General features: G+C 50.1%; 12 protein-coding genes. 5 read left to right on the top strand and 7 right to left on the bottom strand.

The window, feature by feature from the left end:
- Positions 1-377: 377 nt before the first annotated feature.
- Together pssA and ilvC are read right to left on the bottom strand one after the other, a co-directional pair.
- On the bottom strand, positions 378-1,262 hold the full coding sequence (gene pssA / locus GILYN3_RS15760) for a CDP-diacylglycerol--serine O-phosphatidyltransferase (protein WP_049723997.1): 885 nt from the start codon (positions 1,260-1,262) through the stop codon (positions 378-380).
- Between the two features lie 104 nt (positions 1,263-1,366).
- Positions 1,367-2,383, bottom strand: coding sequence for a ketol-acid reductoisomerase (ilvC, locus tag GILYN3_RS15765; RefSeq protein ID WP_049723998.1), 1,017 nt, complete (start codon positions 2,381-2,383; stop codon positions 1,367-1,369).
- 119 nt (positions 2,384-2,502) lie between these two features.
- Between ilvC and ilvY the strand changes: the two genes are divergently transcribed.
- Positions 2,503-3,366: an HTH-type transcriptional activator IlvY gene (gene ilvY, locus GILYN3_RS15770; RefSeq protein ID WP_049723999.1), complete on the top strand. Its 864-nt coding sequence runs from the start codon at positions 2,503-2,505 to the stop codon at positions 3,364-3,366.
- Positions 3,367-3,549: 183 nt separating this feature from the next.
- Here the strand turns inward: ilvY and ilvN are convergent, their stop codons facing one another.
- Together ilvN and GILYN3_RS15780 are read right to left on the bottom strand one after the other, a co-directional pair.
- The gene (gene ilvN, locus GILYN3_RS15775; RefSeq protein WP_049724000.1) at positions 3,550-4,041 is read right to left on the bottom strand and encodes an acetolactate synthase small subunit; all 492 of its coding nucleotides are present in this window, start codon (positions 4,039-4,041) and stop codon (positions 3,550-3,552) included.
- A gap of 166 nt (positions 4,042-4,207) precedes the next feature.
- Positions 4,208-5,941, bottom strand: a complete 1,734-nt coding sequence (locus tag GILYN3_RS15780) for an acetolactate synthase 3 large subunit (protein ID WP_049724102.1) — start codon at positions 5,939-5,941, stop codon at positions 4,208-4,210.
- A gap of 444 nt (positions 5,942-6,385) precedes the next feature.
- On the opposite strand from GILYN3_RS15780, the gene GILYN3_RS15785 reads away from it, so the two are divergent.
- Positions 6,386-6,817 (top strand): DUF4124 domain-containing protein, encoded by a 432-nt coding sequence (locus tag GILYN3_RS15785; protein WP_049724001.1) that lies wholly within the window; start codon positions 6,386-6,388, stop codon positions 6,815-6,817.
- A gap of 63 nt (positions 6,818-6,880) precedes the next feature.
- Here GILYN3_RS15785 and clpB read toward each other — a convergent pair whose 3' ends face one another.
- Positions 6,881-9,529, bottom strand: coding sequence for an ATP-dependent chaperone ClpB (gene clpB, locus GILYN3_RS15790; RefSeq protein WP_049724002.1), 2,649 nt, complete (start codon positions 9,527-9,529; stop codon positions 6,881-6,883).
- Between the two features lie 306 nt (positions 9,530-9,835).
- Between clpB and GILYN3_RS15795 the strand changes: the two genes are divergently transcribed.
- The 3 genes from GILYN3_RS15795 (at position 9,836) to GILYN3_RS15805 (ending at position 14,078) form a co-directional block, all read left to right on the top strand.
- The gene (locus GILYN3_RS15795) at positions 9,836-10,522 is read left to right on the top strand and encodes an OmpA family protein (RefSeq protein WP_049724003.1); all 687 of its coding nucleotides are present in this window, start codon (positions 9,836-9,838) and stop codon (positions 10,520-10,522) included.
- A gap of 279 nt (positions 10,523-10,801) precedes the next feature.
- Entirely contained in the window at positions 10,802-11,692 is an 891-nt protein-coding gene (locus tag GILYN3_RS15800) for an MlaA family lipoprotein (RefSeq protein ID WP_232305626.1), read from the top strand.
- Positions 11,685-14,078: an efflux RND transporter permease subunit gene (locus GILYN3_RS15805; protein WP_049724004.1), complete on the top strand. Its 2,394-nt coding sequence runs from the start codon at positions 11,685-11,687 to the stop codon at positions 14,076-14,078. Before GILYN3_RS15800 ends, GILYN3_RS15805 begins: the two co-directional genes overlap by 8 nt.
- 19 nt (positions 14,079-14,097) lie before the next feature.
- On the opposite strand, the gene GILYN3_RS15810 is transcribed toward GILYN3_RS15805, so the two are convergent.
- Complete coding sequence (locus GILYN3_RS15810; protein WP_084005583.1) at positions 14,098-16,110, bottom strand: PhoX family protein; 2,013 nt, start codon at positions 16,108-16,110, stop codon at positions 14,098-14,100.
- A complete protein-coding gene (locus tag GILYN3_RS15815; RefSeq protein WP_049724005.1) occupies positions 16,103-17,992 on the bottom strand; it encodes a phytase in 1,890 nt (629 codons plus the stop codon). Before GILYN3_RS15815 ends, GILYN3_RS15810 begins: the two co-directional genes overlap by 8 nt.
- Positions 17,993-18,001 lie beyond the last annotated feature (9 nt).

Raw genomic sequence — 18,001 nt, forward strand, 5'->3', positions numbered from 1 at the left:
TCATTAACGAAGCAGTAAAAACGCTTCAACCTTAAGCCTGCCTCAACCCAGCAGGCCGTGGCCCCTGACTCGAGAGATGCGCATTATACACACCAACTTTTGTTTGTAAACCCTTAATTTAACTAAAGTTTTTACAACCCCGGAAAGCTCGACCTAAGGCCTCACCACCCGCCCTTTCCTGCGAAAGAGGGGCGCATTATACGCACCAATCTCAATCGCACAAGCCCTTAATCACATTATTTTTACACTTTCGTGTCTATCGCCAAAATCGATCAAAAAGCAAACACATAAACAGCCAAAACCCAGCCACAAAAAAACGGCTTACGCCGCCTTTTGCATCTCACCTCTTTGAGTTATGTAGCTGCCAAAGAATGAAGTTATTTATCGCCCGCAGATTCCGATTCCACTGCAGCAGCATCCGCGGCGGCTAACGATACTTTCTTATGTCGCTGAAACAATACCGTCCGACGCGACCACAACCAACAGACTGGCCCCGAGAAGGCATAACTCGCCGCAACAACCAGTAGCACTCGCGCAGGGTCTATAGTGATTACGACAAACACCAAGACAACTGCCAGCATGGCTACAAATGGCACTCGACCACGCAGGTCGATACTCTTAAAGCTGGTATAACGAACATTAGAGACCATTAACAGTGCCGCCATAATGGTAATAAGCATGGCTCCCGTGGCAACAAGCCAATCGACTTCAACATCACCCCCCACCCAAACCATCGCCGCTATTAAGGCAGCGGCAGAAGGGCTTGCCAAGCCAACAAACTCACCTTTGTCGACCGTGCCAATTTGGGTGTTAAATCTAGCTAAGCGCAACGCGGCACAGGCCGTAAAGCCGAACGCAGCCGCCCAACCGACCTTGCCAAGATCAGCCAACCCCCAATTAAAGATCACCAGCGCAGGAGCCACCCCAAACGACACCATGTCGGCCAAGCTGTCGTACTGCTCACCAAAAGCACTGGAGGTGTTGGTTAGACGCGCCACTCGGCCATCCAGTCCGTCAAAAATCATAGCAACAAAAATAGCAATAGCTGCGACTTCAAACCGGTTGGGCATGGTCGACATTGCCGAGACAATGGCATAAAAGCCACTAAACAATGCCGCCGTGGTAAACAGGTTAGGCAGTAGATACACGCCGCGGTGACGAACTTTCTTGCCACCCTCTTGAACTTCTTCTACATGCTCATCAAACGGCAGAAGACTATCGGCATCTTGGTCGTCGACGTGCTTTTCGGTATCTTGGCTCATACACTCTCATCTCGCCAGCTAAAAACATTAGCGTAACACATAAACCACAAACCCCTGCGCTAGGCAGGGGTTTGTGGTTGGAAATAAACAAAGTAAGGCGCGACTTAGTTTTTAGCTTTGTCGACGATCTTATTAGCTTGAATCCAAGGCATCATGGCACGCAGCTTCTCACCCACTTGCTCGATTGGATGCTCTGCGTTGTTGCGACGATTAGCCGTCATTGACGGATAGTTGTGTGCACCTTCAGCAACAAACATCTTGGCGTACTCGCCGTTTTGAATACGCTTCAGAGCGTTACGCATAGCTTCGCGTGATTCTGCGTTAATCACCTCAGGGCCAGTAACGTACTCACCGTACTCAGCGTTGTTAGAGATCGAGTAGTTCATGTTGGCGATGCCACCTTCGTACATCAGGTCAACAATCAACTTCAACTCATGCAGACACTCGAAGTAAGCCATTTCTGGTGCGTAGCCCGCTTCGGTCAGTGTTTCAAAACCCATTTTAACCAGCTCGACAGCGCCGCCACACAAAACTGCTTGCTCACCAAACAGGTCAGTTTCGGTTTCGTCTTTAAAGGTAGTTTCGATAATACCGGTACGACCACCACCAACACCGCTAGCATAAGACAGTGCAACATCTTTAGCACGGCCAGAAGCATCTTGATAAACCGCGATCAGATCGGGGATGCCGCCACCTTTGGTGAACTCGGTACGTACAGTGTGGCCAGGCGCCTTAGGGGCAACCATGATCACGTCCAAGTCTTTACGCGGTACAACTTGGTTGTAATGAATCGCAAAACCGTGGGCAAACGCCAAAGTGGCGCCTTCTTTTAGGTTAGGCTCAATCTCATCGCGGTACAGCTCTGCCTGAAACTCATCAGGAGTCAACAGCATTACAACTTCAGCGCCAGCAACAGCTTCGGCTACTTCGCTAACTTTAAGGCCATGAGCCTCAGCTTTAGCAACAGATGAAGAGCCTTTACGCAAACCAACAGTGACGTCTACGCCAGAGTCGTTGAGGTTACAAGCATGGGCGTGGCCTTGTGAACCGTAACCAATAATGGCTACTTTTTTGCCCTGGATGATCGAAAGATCGCAATCTTTATCGTAATAAACTTGCATAGCAAACTCCTATAGAAGTGCATGAATAGAAAAATCCCATGCAGTCTAATGAATACACAACGTTACGTAAAATGATATATTCGCAACCTCACATTGCAAAAACCGCAACGCAGTACATTATGGATATATATAAACTCAAGCTATTTACCGCATTAGCCACTGCGGGCCACTTTGGGCGCGCCGCCAGCGCCTGCCACGTCAGCCCATCGACCATCAGTCGCAACCTTAAACAGCTGGAAGAAGAGCTAAATACCGAACTGGTGTTACGGGATAACCGCTCTGTTGCCCTGACCGAGCAGGGACAGCAGTTCTTACAGTTTGCACGTGAAGCATTGCAACAATGGGAAACCTTCCAGGAGTCGCTGCTAACAGACAGTAAGCCATTACGCGGACAACTAAGCATTTACTGCTCGGTTACAGCCAGCTACAGTTTTTTATACGACATTCTCACCGAGTTTCGCACCCGCCATCCCGGCATCAATATAAAGCTGCACACTGGTGATCCGGCGCAAGCTATAGCACGGGTAACCTCGGGCATGGAGGATATCGTCATTGCGGCGCGGCCAGACCGCTTACCAACAGGGCTAGACTTTAAGCCCATCGCTCGCTCACCGCTGGTGTTTATCGCCCCCATGCAACAAGACAGCAATATGCACTGGCACCAACAACCGGTCATTATTTCCGAGGAAGGACTAGCCCGCGAGCGCTTTGATCTATGGTGTAAAGAGCAGAACCTTAGCCCCAGTATTTATGCCGAAGTAAAAGGTAATGAAGCTATTGTGAGCATGGTGAGCTTGGGTTTTGGCGTGGGATTAGTACCTTTAATAGTACTGGAGAACAGTCCGCTGCAAGCACGCGTAAAAAGAGTGATTGATCAACCGGATTTAGGAGTAGTCGAGACTGGCATCTGTGTGCTTAAAAAACGCCTAAAAAGCCCAATTGTCTCAGCGCTTTGGCGGCAAATTGCCGACAAGGCGCCTTAACAAAAACCGCGCAGCTGGACTGCGCGGTTAATTTTATTCGAACATTACCGCCCCAGAAGTGGCGTTAATACCGTTCGGGCCATTAACAATCTCCTCGCCGCGCTCGGCCAACACCTCGCCCTGCACATCCTCAGAAATCGTCAACTCCGTTGTGTCATACCAAGTGCTGGTCGGCCAAACAAACTACAAACTCAGAACTTTTTCACCTCGGGCAATGCCCGACACACCAGAGCGCACCACCTCGAGGATAGAGGCATCGCCTACCGACTGTAAAAAGGCATCGAGTTTATCGCTGGTACCGGTAATCTGGATGATATACAGGCTCGCAGTCACATCAACAATTTGCCCCCGAAAAATATCGACACAACGTTTAATTTCAGCTCGCTGTGCACCGGCAGCTTTAACTTTAATCAACATGACTTCGCGCTCGATATGCGCACCTTCGGTCAAATCCACTAGCTTCACCACGTCAATGAGCTTATTCAAATGCTTAGTGATCTGCTCAATCTTGTGATCGTCGCCGAGGGTGGTTAAGGTCAAGCGAGACAAGGTCTCGTCTTCTGTTGGCGCCACGGTGAGTGACTCAATATTATAACCACGCTGAGAAAACAGCCCCACAACACGCGACAGTGAGCCGGGGGCATTTTCCATCAATACTGAAATAATTCGTCTCATAAAAAATTCTCTATTTTATGGAGTGCACCAAGGCACGACCATTTTGCGCCTAGCCAAATACGAGCGTTGCCTTATGGGTAAAAATGCCAAAAATCTGCACCTTCACCAAAACTCTGTCATACAGCAACGCTCGAAGGAAAAACCATAAGCGGTTTTTCCCCTATACCTAGGTGCGCTCCGTCTTGCTCAGCCACATATCACGCATGGCCGCGCCTGCAATCTGCATAGGATAAACGTGCGCTGCGGTGTCTACCGAAATATCCATAAATACCACGCGATCTTTCATGGCAAAACACTCTTCCATTTTTGCTTTTAGTTCTTCTTTTTTAGTCACGCGGATACCCACATGGCCGTAAGATTCGGCTAACTTAACAAAATCGGGCAGTGAATCTTCGTACACGCTCTCAGAATAACGACTGGAGTACTGCATATCTTGCCACTGCCGCACCATGCCCAAGGCTTGGTTGTTTAGGCAGATGATTTTGATCGGCAGATTATACTGAGTACAAGTAGACAGCTCTTGAATGCACATCTGAATACTGCCTTCACCGGTTACGCAGGCAACAACCGCATCTCGATCAGCCATTTGCGCTCCCATAGCGGCAGGCAAACCAAATCCCATCGTGCCCAAGCCGCCAGAGTTAAGCCAGCGACGCGGCTTATCAAACAAGTAGTACTGCGCGGCAAACATTTGATGCTGGCCCACATCGGAGGCAATGTAAGCATCTCCGCCAGTTACCTCATGCAGCACTTTAATCACGTCTTGCGGCATAATTTTTTCACCGCTGGTGTTATAGCGAGGAGCGGTATATAGGCCATGACGTTCCCGCCACTCATTGATTTGCGTCCACCATGACTCAATAGCACCGGCATCTGGCTTGTCGTCACTTTCTAGAATCAGTGCCAACATTTCACCCAAAACGCTCTCCACTGAACCGACAATGGGGATGTCTGCCGTAACGGTCTTAGAAATAGACGCGGGGTCTACATCTACGTGAATAATTTTGGCGTTAGGGCAAAACTCTTTAACCGCATTGGTTACACGATCATCAAAACGCGCCCCTACGGCAAAAATCACATCCGCGTGATGCATGGCCATATTGGCCTCGTAGGTGCCGTGCATTCCGAGCATACCCAAAAACTGCTTGTCTGTACCCGGGTAACCACCCAAGCCCATCAGAGTGTTGGTCACCGGATAATTCAATTTTTTAGCAAGCTCCGTTAACAAGCCCGAACCATTGCCCTGCACTACACCACCACCGGAATAAATAACCGGACGGCGCGCCTCTATTAACAGTTGCGCGGCTTTTTTTATCTGCCCTGCATGACCACGAGTTGCGGGAGTGTAAGAGCGGATCTTAACTTTCTCGGGATACTCGTACGGAAAAGTCTCAAACGGGGCGGTTAAGTCTTTAGGCACATCAATCACCACCGGGCCGGGACGGCCAGTGCGAGCGATGTAAAAGGCTTGTTTAACCACGTCGGGAATTTCGCTTGGGTGTTTAATCATAAAGCTATGCTTTACGATTGGACGCGAGATACCAACCATGTCGGTTTCTTGGAAGGCGTCTTCACCAATTAAGTGACTCATCACCTGACCGGAAATAACCACCATTGGAATCGAATCCATATAAGCGGTGGCAATACCAGTAATAGCATTGGTCGCGCCGGGGCCAGAGGTAACCAATACGGTACCTACCTCACCGGTGGCGCGTGAGTATGCATCCGCAGCGTGTGTTGCAGCCTGCTCATGACGCACTAGAATATGTCGAACTTCTTGTTGCCTAAAAATGGCGTCGTAAATATGCAGTGCTGCGCCGCCGGGATATCCAAACAGGTATTTAACCCCTTCGTCCCGCAACGAGCGAATAAGCATATCGCCGCCTGATAGCATTTCCACGTTGTATCCCCTTTTAATACAGCTGGTCTCAACAGAATACGCCCACATATCAAAGGCCGCCGCAAATTCGGTCGCGCTTGATCGTGATGCGATATAAGATTTAGTAGATTCCCCAAGTTGCGCGCTTATAGCGATGGCGGTCTCTTGGGCAGGTGACATCGGTGGATGCGCCTACGCGATGCGGATGGTTCAACAGGCGGGTGACCTGCTGGACGCAGCGTGAAACACCGAGGTTGTCGGTAAAGCTTACGAGCCATCTAGCGAGTATGCCATTTTCCCAACTTGACCATTTTTGTCAAGTATAAAGCTCGTTTTTACTGGGTTTAGCTACCTAAAAAGTAGTGTCTGCGGCCAATTCGATCACAACTTGCAGTAACTGGTTTTCCGTAAGAGGTAATTAAGCGTTATAGTAACAAGAAGAACAATGTCCCCAAGGTGAAATTTATGCACAAAACATTCAGCCGCATGCTGGGATTAGCAGCACTTATAGGTGCGCTGGGCAGCACCCAAGCAATTGCAGAGACCTTTTACAAATGGACCGATGAGGACGGTGGTGTGCATTTCGGTACTCGCCCGCCCAGCGGACAAGAGAGCTTAGCCATCAAACCGCAAACTGGCCACAGTGAACCGGTCGATTACTCGCATTTTTCAAGCGAAGCGGAAAAAGAAGCCGCCTCAGCCAAACAAGACAACACGGAAAAGGCTTCAAACAAAGACCCCGAGCGGTGCGAGTCGGCCAAAGACAATCTAGAGATCCTTAATCGCGGCGGCCGAATTCGGGAACCGACCGACGATGGCAGCTTTACCTATTTGGATGAAGAGCAAAAAGCCAAACGGATCGAGCAAGCGCAAGCGGCTATTAAAGAATCCTGTTAAACCAACAAGGCCTCACAAATCGTGAGGCCTTGTTGGTTTTATTAAGCTATAAAATAAAGCGTGTTAATGCGGCTTAAGCGCCGAGAAAGTAATTTTATCACCCGTTAGATCCGCCTGAATCACATCCCCGGGGGCAAACTTACCCGCCAGTAGCTCCTGCGCCAGCGGATTCTCAATCGACTGCTGGATCGCGCGCTTAAGCGGCCTAGCGCCATACACCGGATCAAATCCAGCTTCCGCTAAACGATCCAACACCTCCGCACTTAAATCCAGCGACAAATCTTTATCGGCTAGACGTTTGGCAAGCAGGCCGATTTGAATATCGGCAATGGTGCGAATTTGGGTTTTCCCCAAAGGATGAAACACCACAGCCTCATCCACACGGTTAATAAATTCGGGCCTAAAGTGCTGACTGACCACCTCCATCACCGCCGCCTTCATAGCAGCATAGCGATTTTCGTTATCGACTGAGTCGGACAATTGACCGCTGGCATCAAACGACACCGTATCAAAAGATTTATCCTCCGTCAGATCCTGAATCCGGTCTGACCCAAGGTTCGAGGTCATGACTATCACGGTATTGCGAAAATCCACCGTGCGCCCCTGACCATCGGTCAAGCGGCCATCATCCAACACTTGCAGCAAAATATTGAAGACGTCCGGATGTGCTTTTTCAATCTCATCGAGCAGTAAAACCGAATACGGCTTACGACGCACAGCCTCTGTAAGGTAGCCGCCCTCTTCATAGCCAACATAACCCGGTGGTGCTCCGATCAAACGAGCCACTGAGTGCTTTTCCATAAATTCGGACATATCAATTCGCACGAGAGCATCTTCGGTATCAAACAAAAAGCTCGCCAAAGCTTTGCACAACTCGGTTTTACCCACACCGGTAGGCCCCAAAAACAAGAATGAGCCGTTCGGGCGATTGGCGTCAGACAAACCCGCCCGCGAGCGCCGCACCGCATTCGATACCGCAACCACAGCCTCATCCTGGCCAATCACTCGCTTGTGCAACGCCCGCTCCATTTGCAGTAACTTTTCGCGCTCCCCCTCAAGCATTTTGCTAACGGGGATGCCCGTCCACTTACTCACCACTTCGGCAATTTCTTCCTCACCTACTCGATTGCGCAGCAGGGTCATCTCCATCATGTCGACCTGACTGGCCATATCCAGCTGTTTTTCAAGCTCGGGGATAATGCCGTATTGCAGCTCTGACATGCGGGCTAAATCTCCCGCCCGACGAGCCGTCTCTAAATCTAGGCGCGCCTGCTCAAGGTGACTTTTAATTTCTTGTGAGCCCTGCAGAGCAGCCTTTTCGGTACGCCAGACCTCTTCTAACTCAGCGTAATGACGCTCCAGCTCATCAATGTCGGCCTCGAGCTTAGCCAAGCGTTTACGGCTGGCTTCATCTTCATCTTTTTTAACCGCTTCACGCTCAATTTTAAACTGAATTAAACGGCGCTCTAAGCGATCCATCTCTTCGGGCTTAGAGTCGATCTCCATACGAATTCGACTGGCCGCTTCGTCGATCAGGTCAATTGCTTTATCGGGCAACTGCCGATCGGTGATATAGCGTTGTGACAACTTGGCCGCAGCAATAATCGCCGAATCAGTAATATCTACCCCGTGGTGCACCTCGTAGCGCTCTTTAAGGCCACGCAGAATCGCAATGGTGTCTTCCTCGGTGGGCTCATCGACCAGCACTTTTTGAAAGCGACGCTCAAGTGCTGCATCTTTTTCAATAAATTTCCGATACTCATCCAAGGTAGTTGCACCCACGCAATGCAACTCTCCGCGGGCCAACGCCGGTTTAAGCATATTGCCTGCATCCATCGAGCCCTCGGACTTACCTGCACCAACCATAGTGTGCAGCTCATCGATAAATAAAATCACTCGGCCCTCTTGCTTGGCCAGCTCATTCATAACCGCTTTTAAGCGCTCCTCAAAGTCACCGCGAAACTTAGCGCCTGCCAACAGTGCACCCAAATCTAGTGACAACAAACGCTTGTTTTTTAGGCCTTCTGGGACTTCGCCATTGACAATGCGCTGAGCCAAACCTTCCACAATCGCGGTTTTACCCACGCCCGGCTCACCAATAAGCACCGGGTTGTTTTTAGTGCGGCGTTGTAACACCTGAATAGTGCGGCGGATTTCATCATCGCGGCCAATCACTGGGTCCAGCTTGCCGGCTTCGGCACGGGCCGTTAAATCCATCGTATATTTGTCCAATGCTTGACGATTGCCCTCGGCATCGGCGTCATCCACCGTCTCGCCGCCGCGCACCGCCTCTACCGCCTGCACTAACCGTTCGGTATTGCCAAACTGTGCTAATTGCTTACCCAGCTCACAATCTTTATCGATCATGGTGGCGAGCAAAAAGGATTCACTGGAAACAAACTTATCGCCAGCTTTTTGCGCATGACGGTCAGCCAAGTTCAATAGCCGGCCAAGTTCGGACGACATACGCACATCGCCCGAGGGAGCTTGTATTCGGGCCAATCGGTCGAGCGTTTTTTTCAGCTCGTTACGCAGGCCCTTCACATCAAACCCTGCTTGCGTCAACAGTGGCTGTACGGTGCCGCTCTGCTGATCGAGCAACGCCAGCATCAAGTGTACCGGCTCCAATTGGTTGTTATCTCGGCCTACGGCCATCGATTGAGCATCCGACAGGGCCAGCTGTAGTTGGTTGGTTAGTCGATCGAGTCGCATTGATCATTCCTCACAATTAAATGCGGCGCACAACGCCCGCATCAAACAAAACCCACAAAAATATCATGGTTAATAGATGAGGGCACGATGGCCAATATCAAGCTGATTCGGAAATAAAAGTCAGCCTATATAGCATCCATCTAGCACCGTAAAAGTCAGTGCCTCAAAGTGTATTTAAAGAACGTCATATTTCATCACAATTAAACGCCAAATTGCCTCATTTGCATCATAGAACTGCCTGTTTTTATTTGTTTAATAACCACTAAAGCAAACTTCAACACTGTTATTAAACCTAGGAGAAGCAATATGAAGAAAGTACTTCTGGTCAGCGCTATTATCGCATCCAGCGTTATCACCCCAATTGATGGACACGCGGTAAGCTTAGAAGCCAAGCAGGCCGGAGTCGCCACCGGCGGTTTGGCGGCAGGCGCACTTATCGGCGGCCCGGTGGGCTTTCTGGCCGCCTTTATTGGCACTATATATGTCAGCGAGCAAATGGAGAATAACGCCGAAGCGGCAGTACTTGAGCAAAAATGGCTCGCCTCGCAAGCGGAGTTAAAAGATATGTCTAGCCAATTACACCTAGCCCACAACACCATCGAGAACTTTGACAGCATCACTCTCGAGCAGTTAGAGCTACAAGTGATGTTTAAAACCGGAGAAGACCAGCTCAGCGAGCAAAACTCCAAAGCGCTCAATACACTGGCAAAATTTTTAGTAGAGAACCCTGAGCTATCGGTGCGACTGGATGGCTATGCCGACCCGCGCGGCACAGACGAATACAACAATGTACTGTCCCAGTATCGCGCCCGCACCGTGCTCGAGGCATTGGTTGCTGCCGGTGTCGATCCGCAGCGAGTTGACCTTAACGCGCACGGCTCCAGCTCCACACTGGCCGTTCTCGGCGACACTGAAACCTATGCCTTAGAGCGCCGCGTGGACATCCAAGTTATCAACCCTGCAGAGCACAAAAGCTTAGCACAAGCACACTAAACAACTTTTGCCCTCCCCTGTTCAAGCTCCCTCTTGGGCGACATTGGTCGCCCTTTTTTTAAGGTTCTGCCATCCAGCAAAGTCTTTGGTTATTTTGGTAGAAGTTACAATTAAATGTATTTAACGCCAACTTATCATCGATACAAAGCACATCCCCTAGACCTTTAGAGCCCCCGCCCTATGGCATAAGCCTTGCTATAGCTAGGTGATTGTTGAGTTTTTACTCGTGTAACAGCAACGATAATACCCACACACGAACCTTACTTGCGTGAGACAGCTATGATGAACACAAGCAAACACCTTACCCGTCCTACATTTTTGGTACGGCCGCGATTATGGCTGTGTACAGGTCTGTTACTTGCGTTAATAAGCGGCTGCTCTAGCCAACCACAACCGGCCAATGATATCGGCCGCACCTATGTACCCTACGAGCACAGTGTTAATGGCAGCAGTCACTCTAAAACTACGCAACAACCGCTGACGATTGATAAAGCAGCGGGTGGCAAGATCATCAAAGCACCGGAGGGACTTCCTGATATCAGCCCCACCGTGGTGTCTTATACTGACTACCACGACCCTTTAATTAAGGTTAACCGCGCGATTTTTGCTTTTAACGATTTCTCTTACCGCTATGTGTTAATTCCGTTGGCCAACGGCTACGTAAAAGTACTACCGCTACCGGTACGCAATAGCGTTAGCAATTTTTTCTACAATATAAAATCCCCCATTTATTTTGCCAACAACCTACTACAGCTAGAAGGCAAGCTCGCCTGCCGCAACCTAGCGCGCTTTATCATTAACTCTACACTGGGTATCGGCGGATTGTTTGACCCCGCCGAAGCATGGTTTGGCTTAGAGCGCGCCGAAGCCCACTTTGACGATACGCTCATAGCGTGGGGGGCCGATTACGGGTTATATATCGTGCTGCCGTTACTTGGGCCGTCGGATGTACGCGATGGCTCATCAGCCATTACCGGCTACTTCTTAAACCCTCTCAACTATTTGTTTGAAGACCCAGAGCGCTTGGGCATACAAGGCACCGATTACCTACAAGATTACGCCAGCGACGCCGAGCGCTACAAAGCGCTGTACGACCAAAGCGAAGATCCTTACCTCTTATTTCGCAACTTGTACTTGCAAAGCATTATGAGGGACGCCGATTATGAATAAGCGCGTCGCTCGTTTTTTAGTCGAGCACCACAAATTGGTGCTTATCGCTTTTACTATTATCACCGCTGCGCTGGGCTATCAAGCGCTCAATTTTAAAATTGACGCATCGGCCGACACTCTACTCACCAAGGGAAACAAACTGTATTTGCAAACTCAAGTGGTTAACGAGCGCTTCTCGCCACAAGAGTTTTTACTGATTGCCTACCAACCTAAAGACCATAAAGTACTCAGCCAAAAAACTTTTAATAACATCGCCAAGCTCAGTGCTCAGCTGGAGCAGATTGAGCGAGTCGAGTCGGTACGGTCTATTTTGAATGTGCCATTATTAAGCTTGGCCAAGGGTGGGTTAAGCGCCGATAGTGGCGCTAAAAAATGGACAATAGAGCAATCAAACTTCAGCCCTTCTGTGCTTAAAGAGGTATTTACCGACCACCCCATTTTTGAAGATTTGGTAATCAACAAAGCGCAAACTGCTACCGCGTTGCAAGTATTGTTTAAACCCAATAAACAACTTAGTGATATCGATAGTAAAATTACCGCGCTGCAAGAGAAAGCTCTTGAGCACGAACTAAGTGACAACGACCAAGAAACGCTGCAAACACTGCAAACCAAGGCCGCGCCGCTACTAAGGACACTCACTCAGCAACGCAATCAAGAAATCGCTAAAATTCGCGAACTGATTAAACCCTACGAGGCCGAGTCCAAAATTTACTTAGGGGGCGCGCACGTACTGGGCTACCAGCTTATTAATATTATCAAAAACGATTTAAGTATTTTTGGCGGCGCCATTGCCGGCATGATCTGTCTTGTGCTGTTTGTCATATTTGGCAAAACTCGCTGGGTTTTAATTCCCGTTCTGTGCTGTTTAAGCAGCGTAATTTGCACAGTCGGGTTATTTGGTTTATTGGGTTTTAAGGCAACGGTAATATCATCTAACTTTATTGCCTTGCAATTGATTTTAACTTTGGCGATTGTCGTGCACTTGATAGTGCAGTACCGCGAGTACAGCAACGCCAACCCCGAATGGCAGCAAAAGCAGTTAGTGATCGAAACCTTTGCCCGCAAAGTACAACCGTGCTTTTATGCTGGCATCACCACTTCGATTGGCTTTGCCTCACTGGTGTTTACCGACATCCAACCGGTTATCAGCTTTGGCTGGATGATGATTATCGCCATGACGCTGTCTATCAGCGTGAGCCTGCTGCTCTTTCCTGCAACGTTGTCGCTACTAAAACGTGAACAACCCGGTAAAAGATCTCGTTGGGCCAACAAGCTGCTACAGGCCAACGCCAGCTGGATACAAAAACACCCACGCTGGCCGATACTGACTAGCTTGATGGTGCTCGCGATCGGCTGCAGCGGCTTGTTCTTTTTAAGCGTTGAAAACAGCTTTATCAATTACTTTCGCGACTCGACCAAAGTTCATCAAGAGCTGAGCTTTATTGATCAAGAATTTGGCGGATCAACACCCTTACAGCTGGTTTACACCCTGCCAGAAAAACCCGCCAATACCGATTTAGAGTTTACCGCGCGCGACATTCAAACCTTGCAGCTGATACAGGCTGCGCTGGAGCGGCACAAAGGTGTAGGTGATACATTATCAGTGGTTAACTTTACCCAGCTGGCACAACAAATTAACGACGCAAAGCCACTAACCGAGTACGAACTTAACGCCGTCTACTGGAGTATGGATGAGAGTTTAAAAAACGACTTGCTGGGTTCTTACTTTAATAAAGAAGAGCGTCAGGTGCGTATCAGCACACGCATTCAGGACACCACCGAAGGCTTAAATCGCGCCGACTTACTGGCTGGCATTCACGCCGACATGGAAAAACTAGCAATTCCTCAAGACCGCTACCAGCTAACCGATCTATTTGTGCTTTATCAAAATATTCTCGATAAGTTGTTCCGCTCGCAGATTTTAGCCCTAGGAATCGTCTATGTATTATTGCTGCTTAGTTTTTGGGCCTTATTCCGCTCATTTAAAATAGCCCTAATCGGCATTACCCCTAACATACTGACCACGATAGCAGTACTTGGGTTTATGGGCTGGATGGCGATTCCGCTGGATTTAATGACGATCACCATTGCCTCAATCGCTATGGGCATCGCCGTGGATGATACCATCCACTACATTCATCGTTATCGTGAAGAACTGACCAATGGTGATAGCGCGCACGCACTTGAGCGCACCCACATGAGTGTCGGCTACGCACTGCTGTACACCACTACAATTATTACATTAGGATTTTTATTACTGGTGTTTTCTGATTTTGTGCCAAGCGTGCAGTTTGGTTTATTAACCAGTCTGGCGATGCTGATTGCGCTGCTAAGCGACCTCACCTTACTGCCGGTATTGCTTAAGCGCTTTATCGAAAGCGCTTAAGCACAACGACTTCAAGCCTCTATGTGCCAATCACTCCACCATCGTTTTTGGTTACCACAACAGTAGTGGAGCGCGGCCGAGTTTTACCATCGGAGGCAGGGTAACTCAAGCCCGGATGCTGCACGTTAAACCACAACGTGGTGCCATCTGGGGTGCCAGTTAATCCTGTTATTTCGCTGCCGGCAGGCCCTGTCATAAAACGGCGCACTTCGCGCGTCACTGGATCGGCGCACAGCAACTGATTCATCCCCTGAGTAAGGTAGGGTGCTTCTCGCTCGTCATAATCAGTGGCGATCCATAAACGGCCATCGCCATCAAACCACAAGCCATCAGGGCATGAAAAACGATCTCCAGTTAGTGGCGCTAATGCCCCGCTGCTATCAGGTGCACTCAACGTTGGCCCCGCCAACAAAAACAACTCCCACTCAAAGGTCAGCGCCGCTGGGTGCTGATTATGCTCGCGCCAGCGCAAAATTTGCCCGTGGTGGTTTTCGGCTCGCGGGTTTGCCGCATCTAACGGCGAGCCAAACGCTACCCCACGCAGATGATTATTGGTTAACGAAACATAACCATCGGCCGACTGCGGGTGGACCGCCACCCACTCGGGGCGATCCATCGGTGTCGCACCCACTAAGTCCGCAGCGCCACGAAGGTTGATCAGCACATCTGCCTGCGAATAAAAACCTCGCTCCGGCGTCAAACCGTGTTGCCCGTAAATTAGTGGCCGCCATTCACCGCGACCATCCGCGTGGTACACCGCACAATAAACTGTGCCGGAATCAAGTAGCCGTCGGTTCGCGGCAAGGTTATCTGGGTCAAATTTACCGTCGGGTACAAACTTATAAACGTACTCACCGCGAGTATCATCGCCGGAGTAAAACGCTAAGCTACCATCGTCTGCCTGTACGCAAGTGCAGCCCTCGCGCACCAAACGGCCCAGTGCAGTGCGCTTAATCGGCACCGCTGTAGGGTCAAACGGATCGAACTCTACCACCCAGCCAAAGCGGTTAGGTTCATTAACAAAGCCACCATGGGGCAAGTCTGGGTTAAACGTCGCATCAAAACGTTCGTCGGCCGACTCCCAAAAATATTTGTGGCTGTGTGCACCGGTCGCAACGCCGTAGCGCTGCTGGCTGGGTCGGTGCTGCCAATCGCTTTGGTCGCGATTGACAAAATAGTTTTTCCAGTTCTCTTCACAAATTAAATACGTGCCCCACGGAGTCACCCCCATCGAGCAATTATTTAACGTGCCCAGCACGCGTGTTCCAGTCGGGTCTTGTGCGGTCTTCATGGCGTCACTGCCAGCTGCAGGGCCACTAATATCCATTGCTGTATTGGCCGTCAAACGGCGGTTGTAGGGCGATGCCGCTACGCGCTGCCACTGCCCTGCCCGACGCTCAATTTCAATCACGCTAACACCGTGAGCGGCCTGTTCTTTTGCCACCTGATCGATAGGGCGCAACTTGCGACCATCACTCGCACTCACCACGCAGGGCCCTTCGGGGTGCAGTGTGTCATTGGTGTACTCGTGGTTGACTACGAGCAAGCCATGCTCATTAGGAGCATCTGATAATGGGAAATAATGCATGCCGTCATTATTTTGCCCCGCTTGTAGCTGTTGTTCGGCGGCATTGTTGCTGGCGTTTTTCTGCCATACCGGTGCGCCCTTTACGACCTCATCGCCCCAACTAAAAAAAGCGCTCGCGGTGTAACCGTCGGGGACGGTAACCACATCGACATTCTCGCCCAGCGCTGCTCCGACCGGTGTAAAGCTAATCTTAGCTCGCAGAGCATCCTTAAACGTAGTTTTTACAGGCTTTGTAACACAACCACTTAACGAAAAAGGCCCGGCGAAACTCGCCAGGCAAAGCATCATGGAACCTGTCGCCAGCGTGCGCCGGCTACAGGAGAGCTCCCAAAGGGATGGGTTGCCAGCCGGGTTAACCGCGATATCATCAATATCATTAACACCGTGCGCGGTTAAATCCGACTGTAAACTGTTGCTGTTATTAAACGTGTAGCGTTTACTCAAGGCCCAGCTCCTCGGCGATGGCTTGCCAACTTACAGCTTTAAAGTTTTGCGGTTGTTCAGGCATGACGTTGTGCCCGTCTTGCGCAATAAAAGCACCTAGCTCATAGCCTTTTCCCAGTGAGCGGTGAGTCACCTCTAAACCATCGGTTTCCGAGATTCCATCAACGCCCAGCGCAGTGTTTGCTGCCACCCTAAATTTACCCAACGTGGCGTAAGGTGCTTGGCTTTGCAACACAAGGTAAGTGTTATCGCCTTGACTCGAAGCAATCAAATAACGACTATCGTTTGCAGGGTACAGCGCTAACCCCTCCACATCGTCTACCAGCTCATCATCGATCATTTTCACTTCTGTTATATTGCTTGGATCTGCGGCTTTTGCCGATAACGCCCAGATGCCAACATCTTCCTCACCAATAAATAACTGCCCGCGTGCGTCGTCGGCAACGCACCCCTCAGGCTGCGACTTAACACTAAATTCACGCACTTTTTTACCAAACACTTGACCGTCAGAAGCGCTTAGCTGGTATTGCTCAAAGCGGCCACTTTTTCCATTGGCAAATGCGTAATAAACATCACCGTCTTGGTACATACACAGGCCGTAAATTTCTTCCAAACCCGTTGGCACTTCAGCGCGATACGTTAACTCGCCGGTCGCAGGGTTAAGCTGATAAACCGACAATGAGTTATGGTCGCGTTGACTGGCTACAGCAATGTCACCGCTGGTGCCGCTCCAATTAAAACCATACCGCAAGTCGACATTGTTTAATCGACCCGTAGGCAGCATTTGCACCTGCTTGCCATCTAGGCGGTAGGACAGCAGCCCATGCTTTTTATCGGTACCAATAATTCGGCTAGCAGCGGGATCACTTGGGTGCACCCAAATGGCGGGGTCATCAGCGGCATCACCAAAACGGACAACCGGATCTGTTTCCATAGTTGGTTTAACGGTGGCAATCACTTTTGCCGTAACCGGCAGCAATTGCGCTAGCGTTACAGAGTCAGGCAGAGCCCACATATTTTGGTGAATTAATCCGGTGTCATCGTCGCGAAGTAGCGTATGCAATTGTTTGTCGTCACTCGAAAACCATGCGCGCAATGCCTCCGGCTCGCCTAAACCTTCGAGCTGCCCCACAATATGGCGAGTGAAACTGCCGTCGCCCTGTGTGTAAAGTGCAAGCTGATGGCTCTTAGCACTTACCGCGATCACACTAGAACCTACAACCGCAAGTGTTTCACTCGCGCCAGCCAACGCACCAAAAGGCTCTGCCATATCCACCACGGCTCGGCTCGCAGGTAACTCTGGGTCGGCGGGGTACTGCCAAATTCCCACAGATTCTTCTGCTGCGTATAAGTTACCGTTGTTATCACTCGCACAACTGGTAACGTTAGGGGCAATAGCTAAGCGGCGCACTAAGGTCGGATCGACAGGACCGCTTTCGTCTGCCATCAACCACTGCTCAGCACCGCCTCGCTCATCGACGACAAACAGCGAAATATCGCCATCCAAGTTTTTATCCAGACAAAGAGCCTCGGGTAAAAAAGCTGGCGCCGGAGCTTGGACGGCAACCGCGACCGATTGCGCTTCAGTGTTTATGGTTAACAATGTCGGGAGGTAGTTCTCACCCATCAAGGTTGCGCCGTAGAGCGTATCAGTAGCCGCTACAACATCCAATAACTCAGCCTGTTTTACGCCCAGATTTTTTATCGTCGCATCGGGGTTATACCAGTTCAGTGTGCCGGCATTATCCAGTAGCAAGTAACTTCCCGGCGCCACCGGCACTAAAGCAGCAGCTTGCATATCCGCTACGGCGGTTGTCGTAGCGGCGCACGCGGCCATACTGGCACTTGCCATTAGCGCACAACATAATCGAAGTATTTTCATTATTGATTC

It is taken from the genome of Gilvimarinus polysaccharolyticus (assembly GCF_001187555.1).
Lineage (GTDB): Bacteria > Pseudomonadota > Gammaproteobacteria > Pseudomonadales > Cellvibrionaceae > Gilvimarinus > Gilvimarinus polysaccharolyticus.

Coding starts and splice junctions, on each gene's coding strand:
- ilvN (WP_049724000.1), bottom strand. CDS start 4,041: ATGAGACGAATTATTTCAGTATTGATGGAAAATGCCCCCGGCTCACTG.
- ilvY (WP_049723999.1), top strand. CDS start 2,503: ATGGATATATATAAACTCAAGCTATTTACCGCATTAGCCACTGCGGGC.
- GILYN3_RS15805 (WP_049724004.1), top strand. CDS start 11,685: ATGAATAAGCGCGTCGCTCGTTTTTTAGTCGAGCACCACAAATTGGTG.
- clpB (WP_049724002.1), bottom strand. CDS start 9,529: ATGCGACTCGATCGACTAACCAACCAACTACAGCTGGCCCTGTCGGAT.
- GILYN3_RS15815 (WP_049724005.1), bottom strand. CDS start 17,992: ATGAAAATACTTCGATTATGTTGTGCGCTAATGGCAAGTGCCAGTATG.
- GILYN3_RS15785 (WP_049724001.1), top strand. CDS start 6,386: ATGCACAAAACATTCAGCCGCATGCTGGGATTAGCAGCACTTATAGGT.
- GILYN3_RS15795 (WP_049724003.1), top strand. CDS start 9,836: ATGAAGAAAGTACTTCTGGTCAGCGCTATTATCGCATCCAGCGTTATC.
- pssA (WP_049723997.1), bottom strand. CDS start 1,262: ATGAGCCAAGATACCGAAAAGCACGTCGACGACCAAGATGCCGATAGT.
- ilvC (WP_049723998.1), bottom strand. CDS start 2,383: ATGCAAGTTTATTACGATAAAGATTGCGATCTTTCGATCATCCAGGGC.
- GILYN3_RS15800 (WP_232305626.1), top strand. CDS start 10,802: ATGATGAACACAAGCAAACACCTTACCCGTCCTACATTTTTGGTACGG.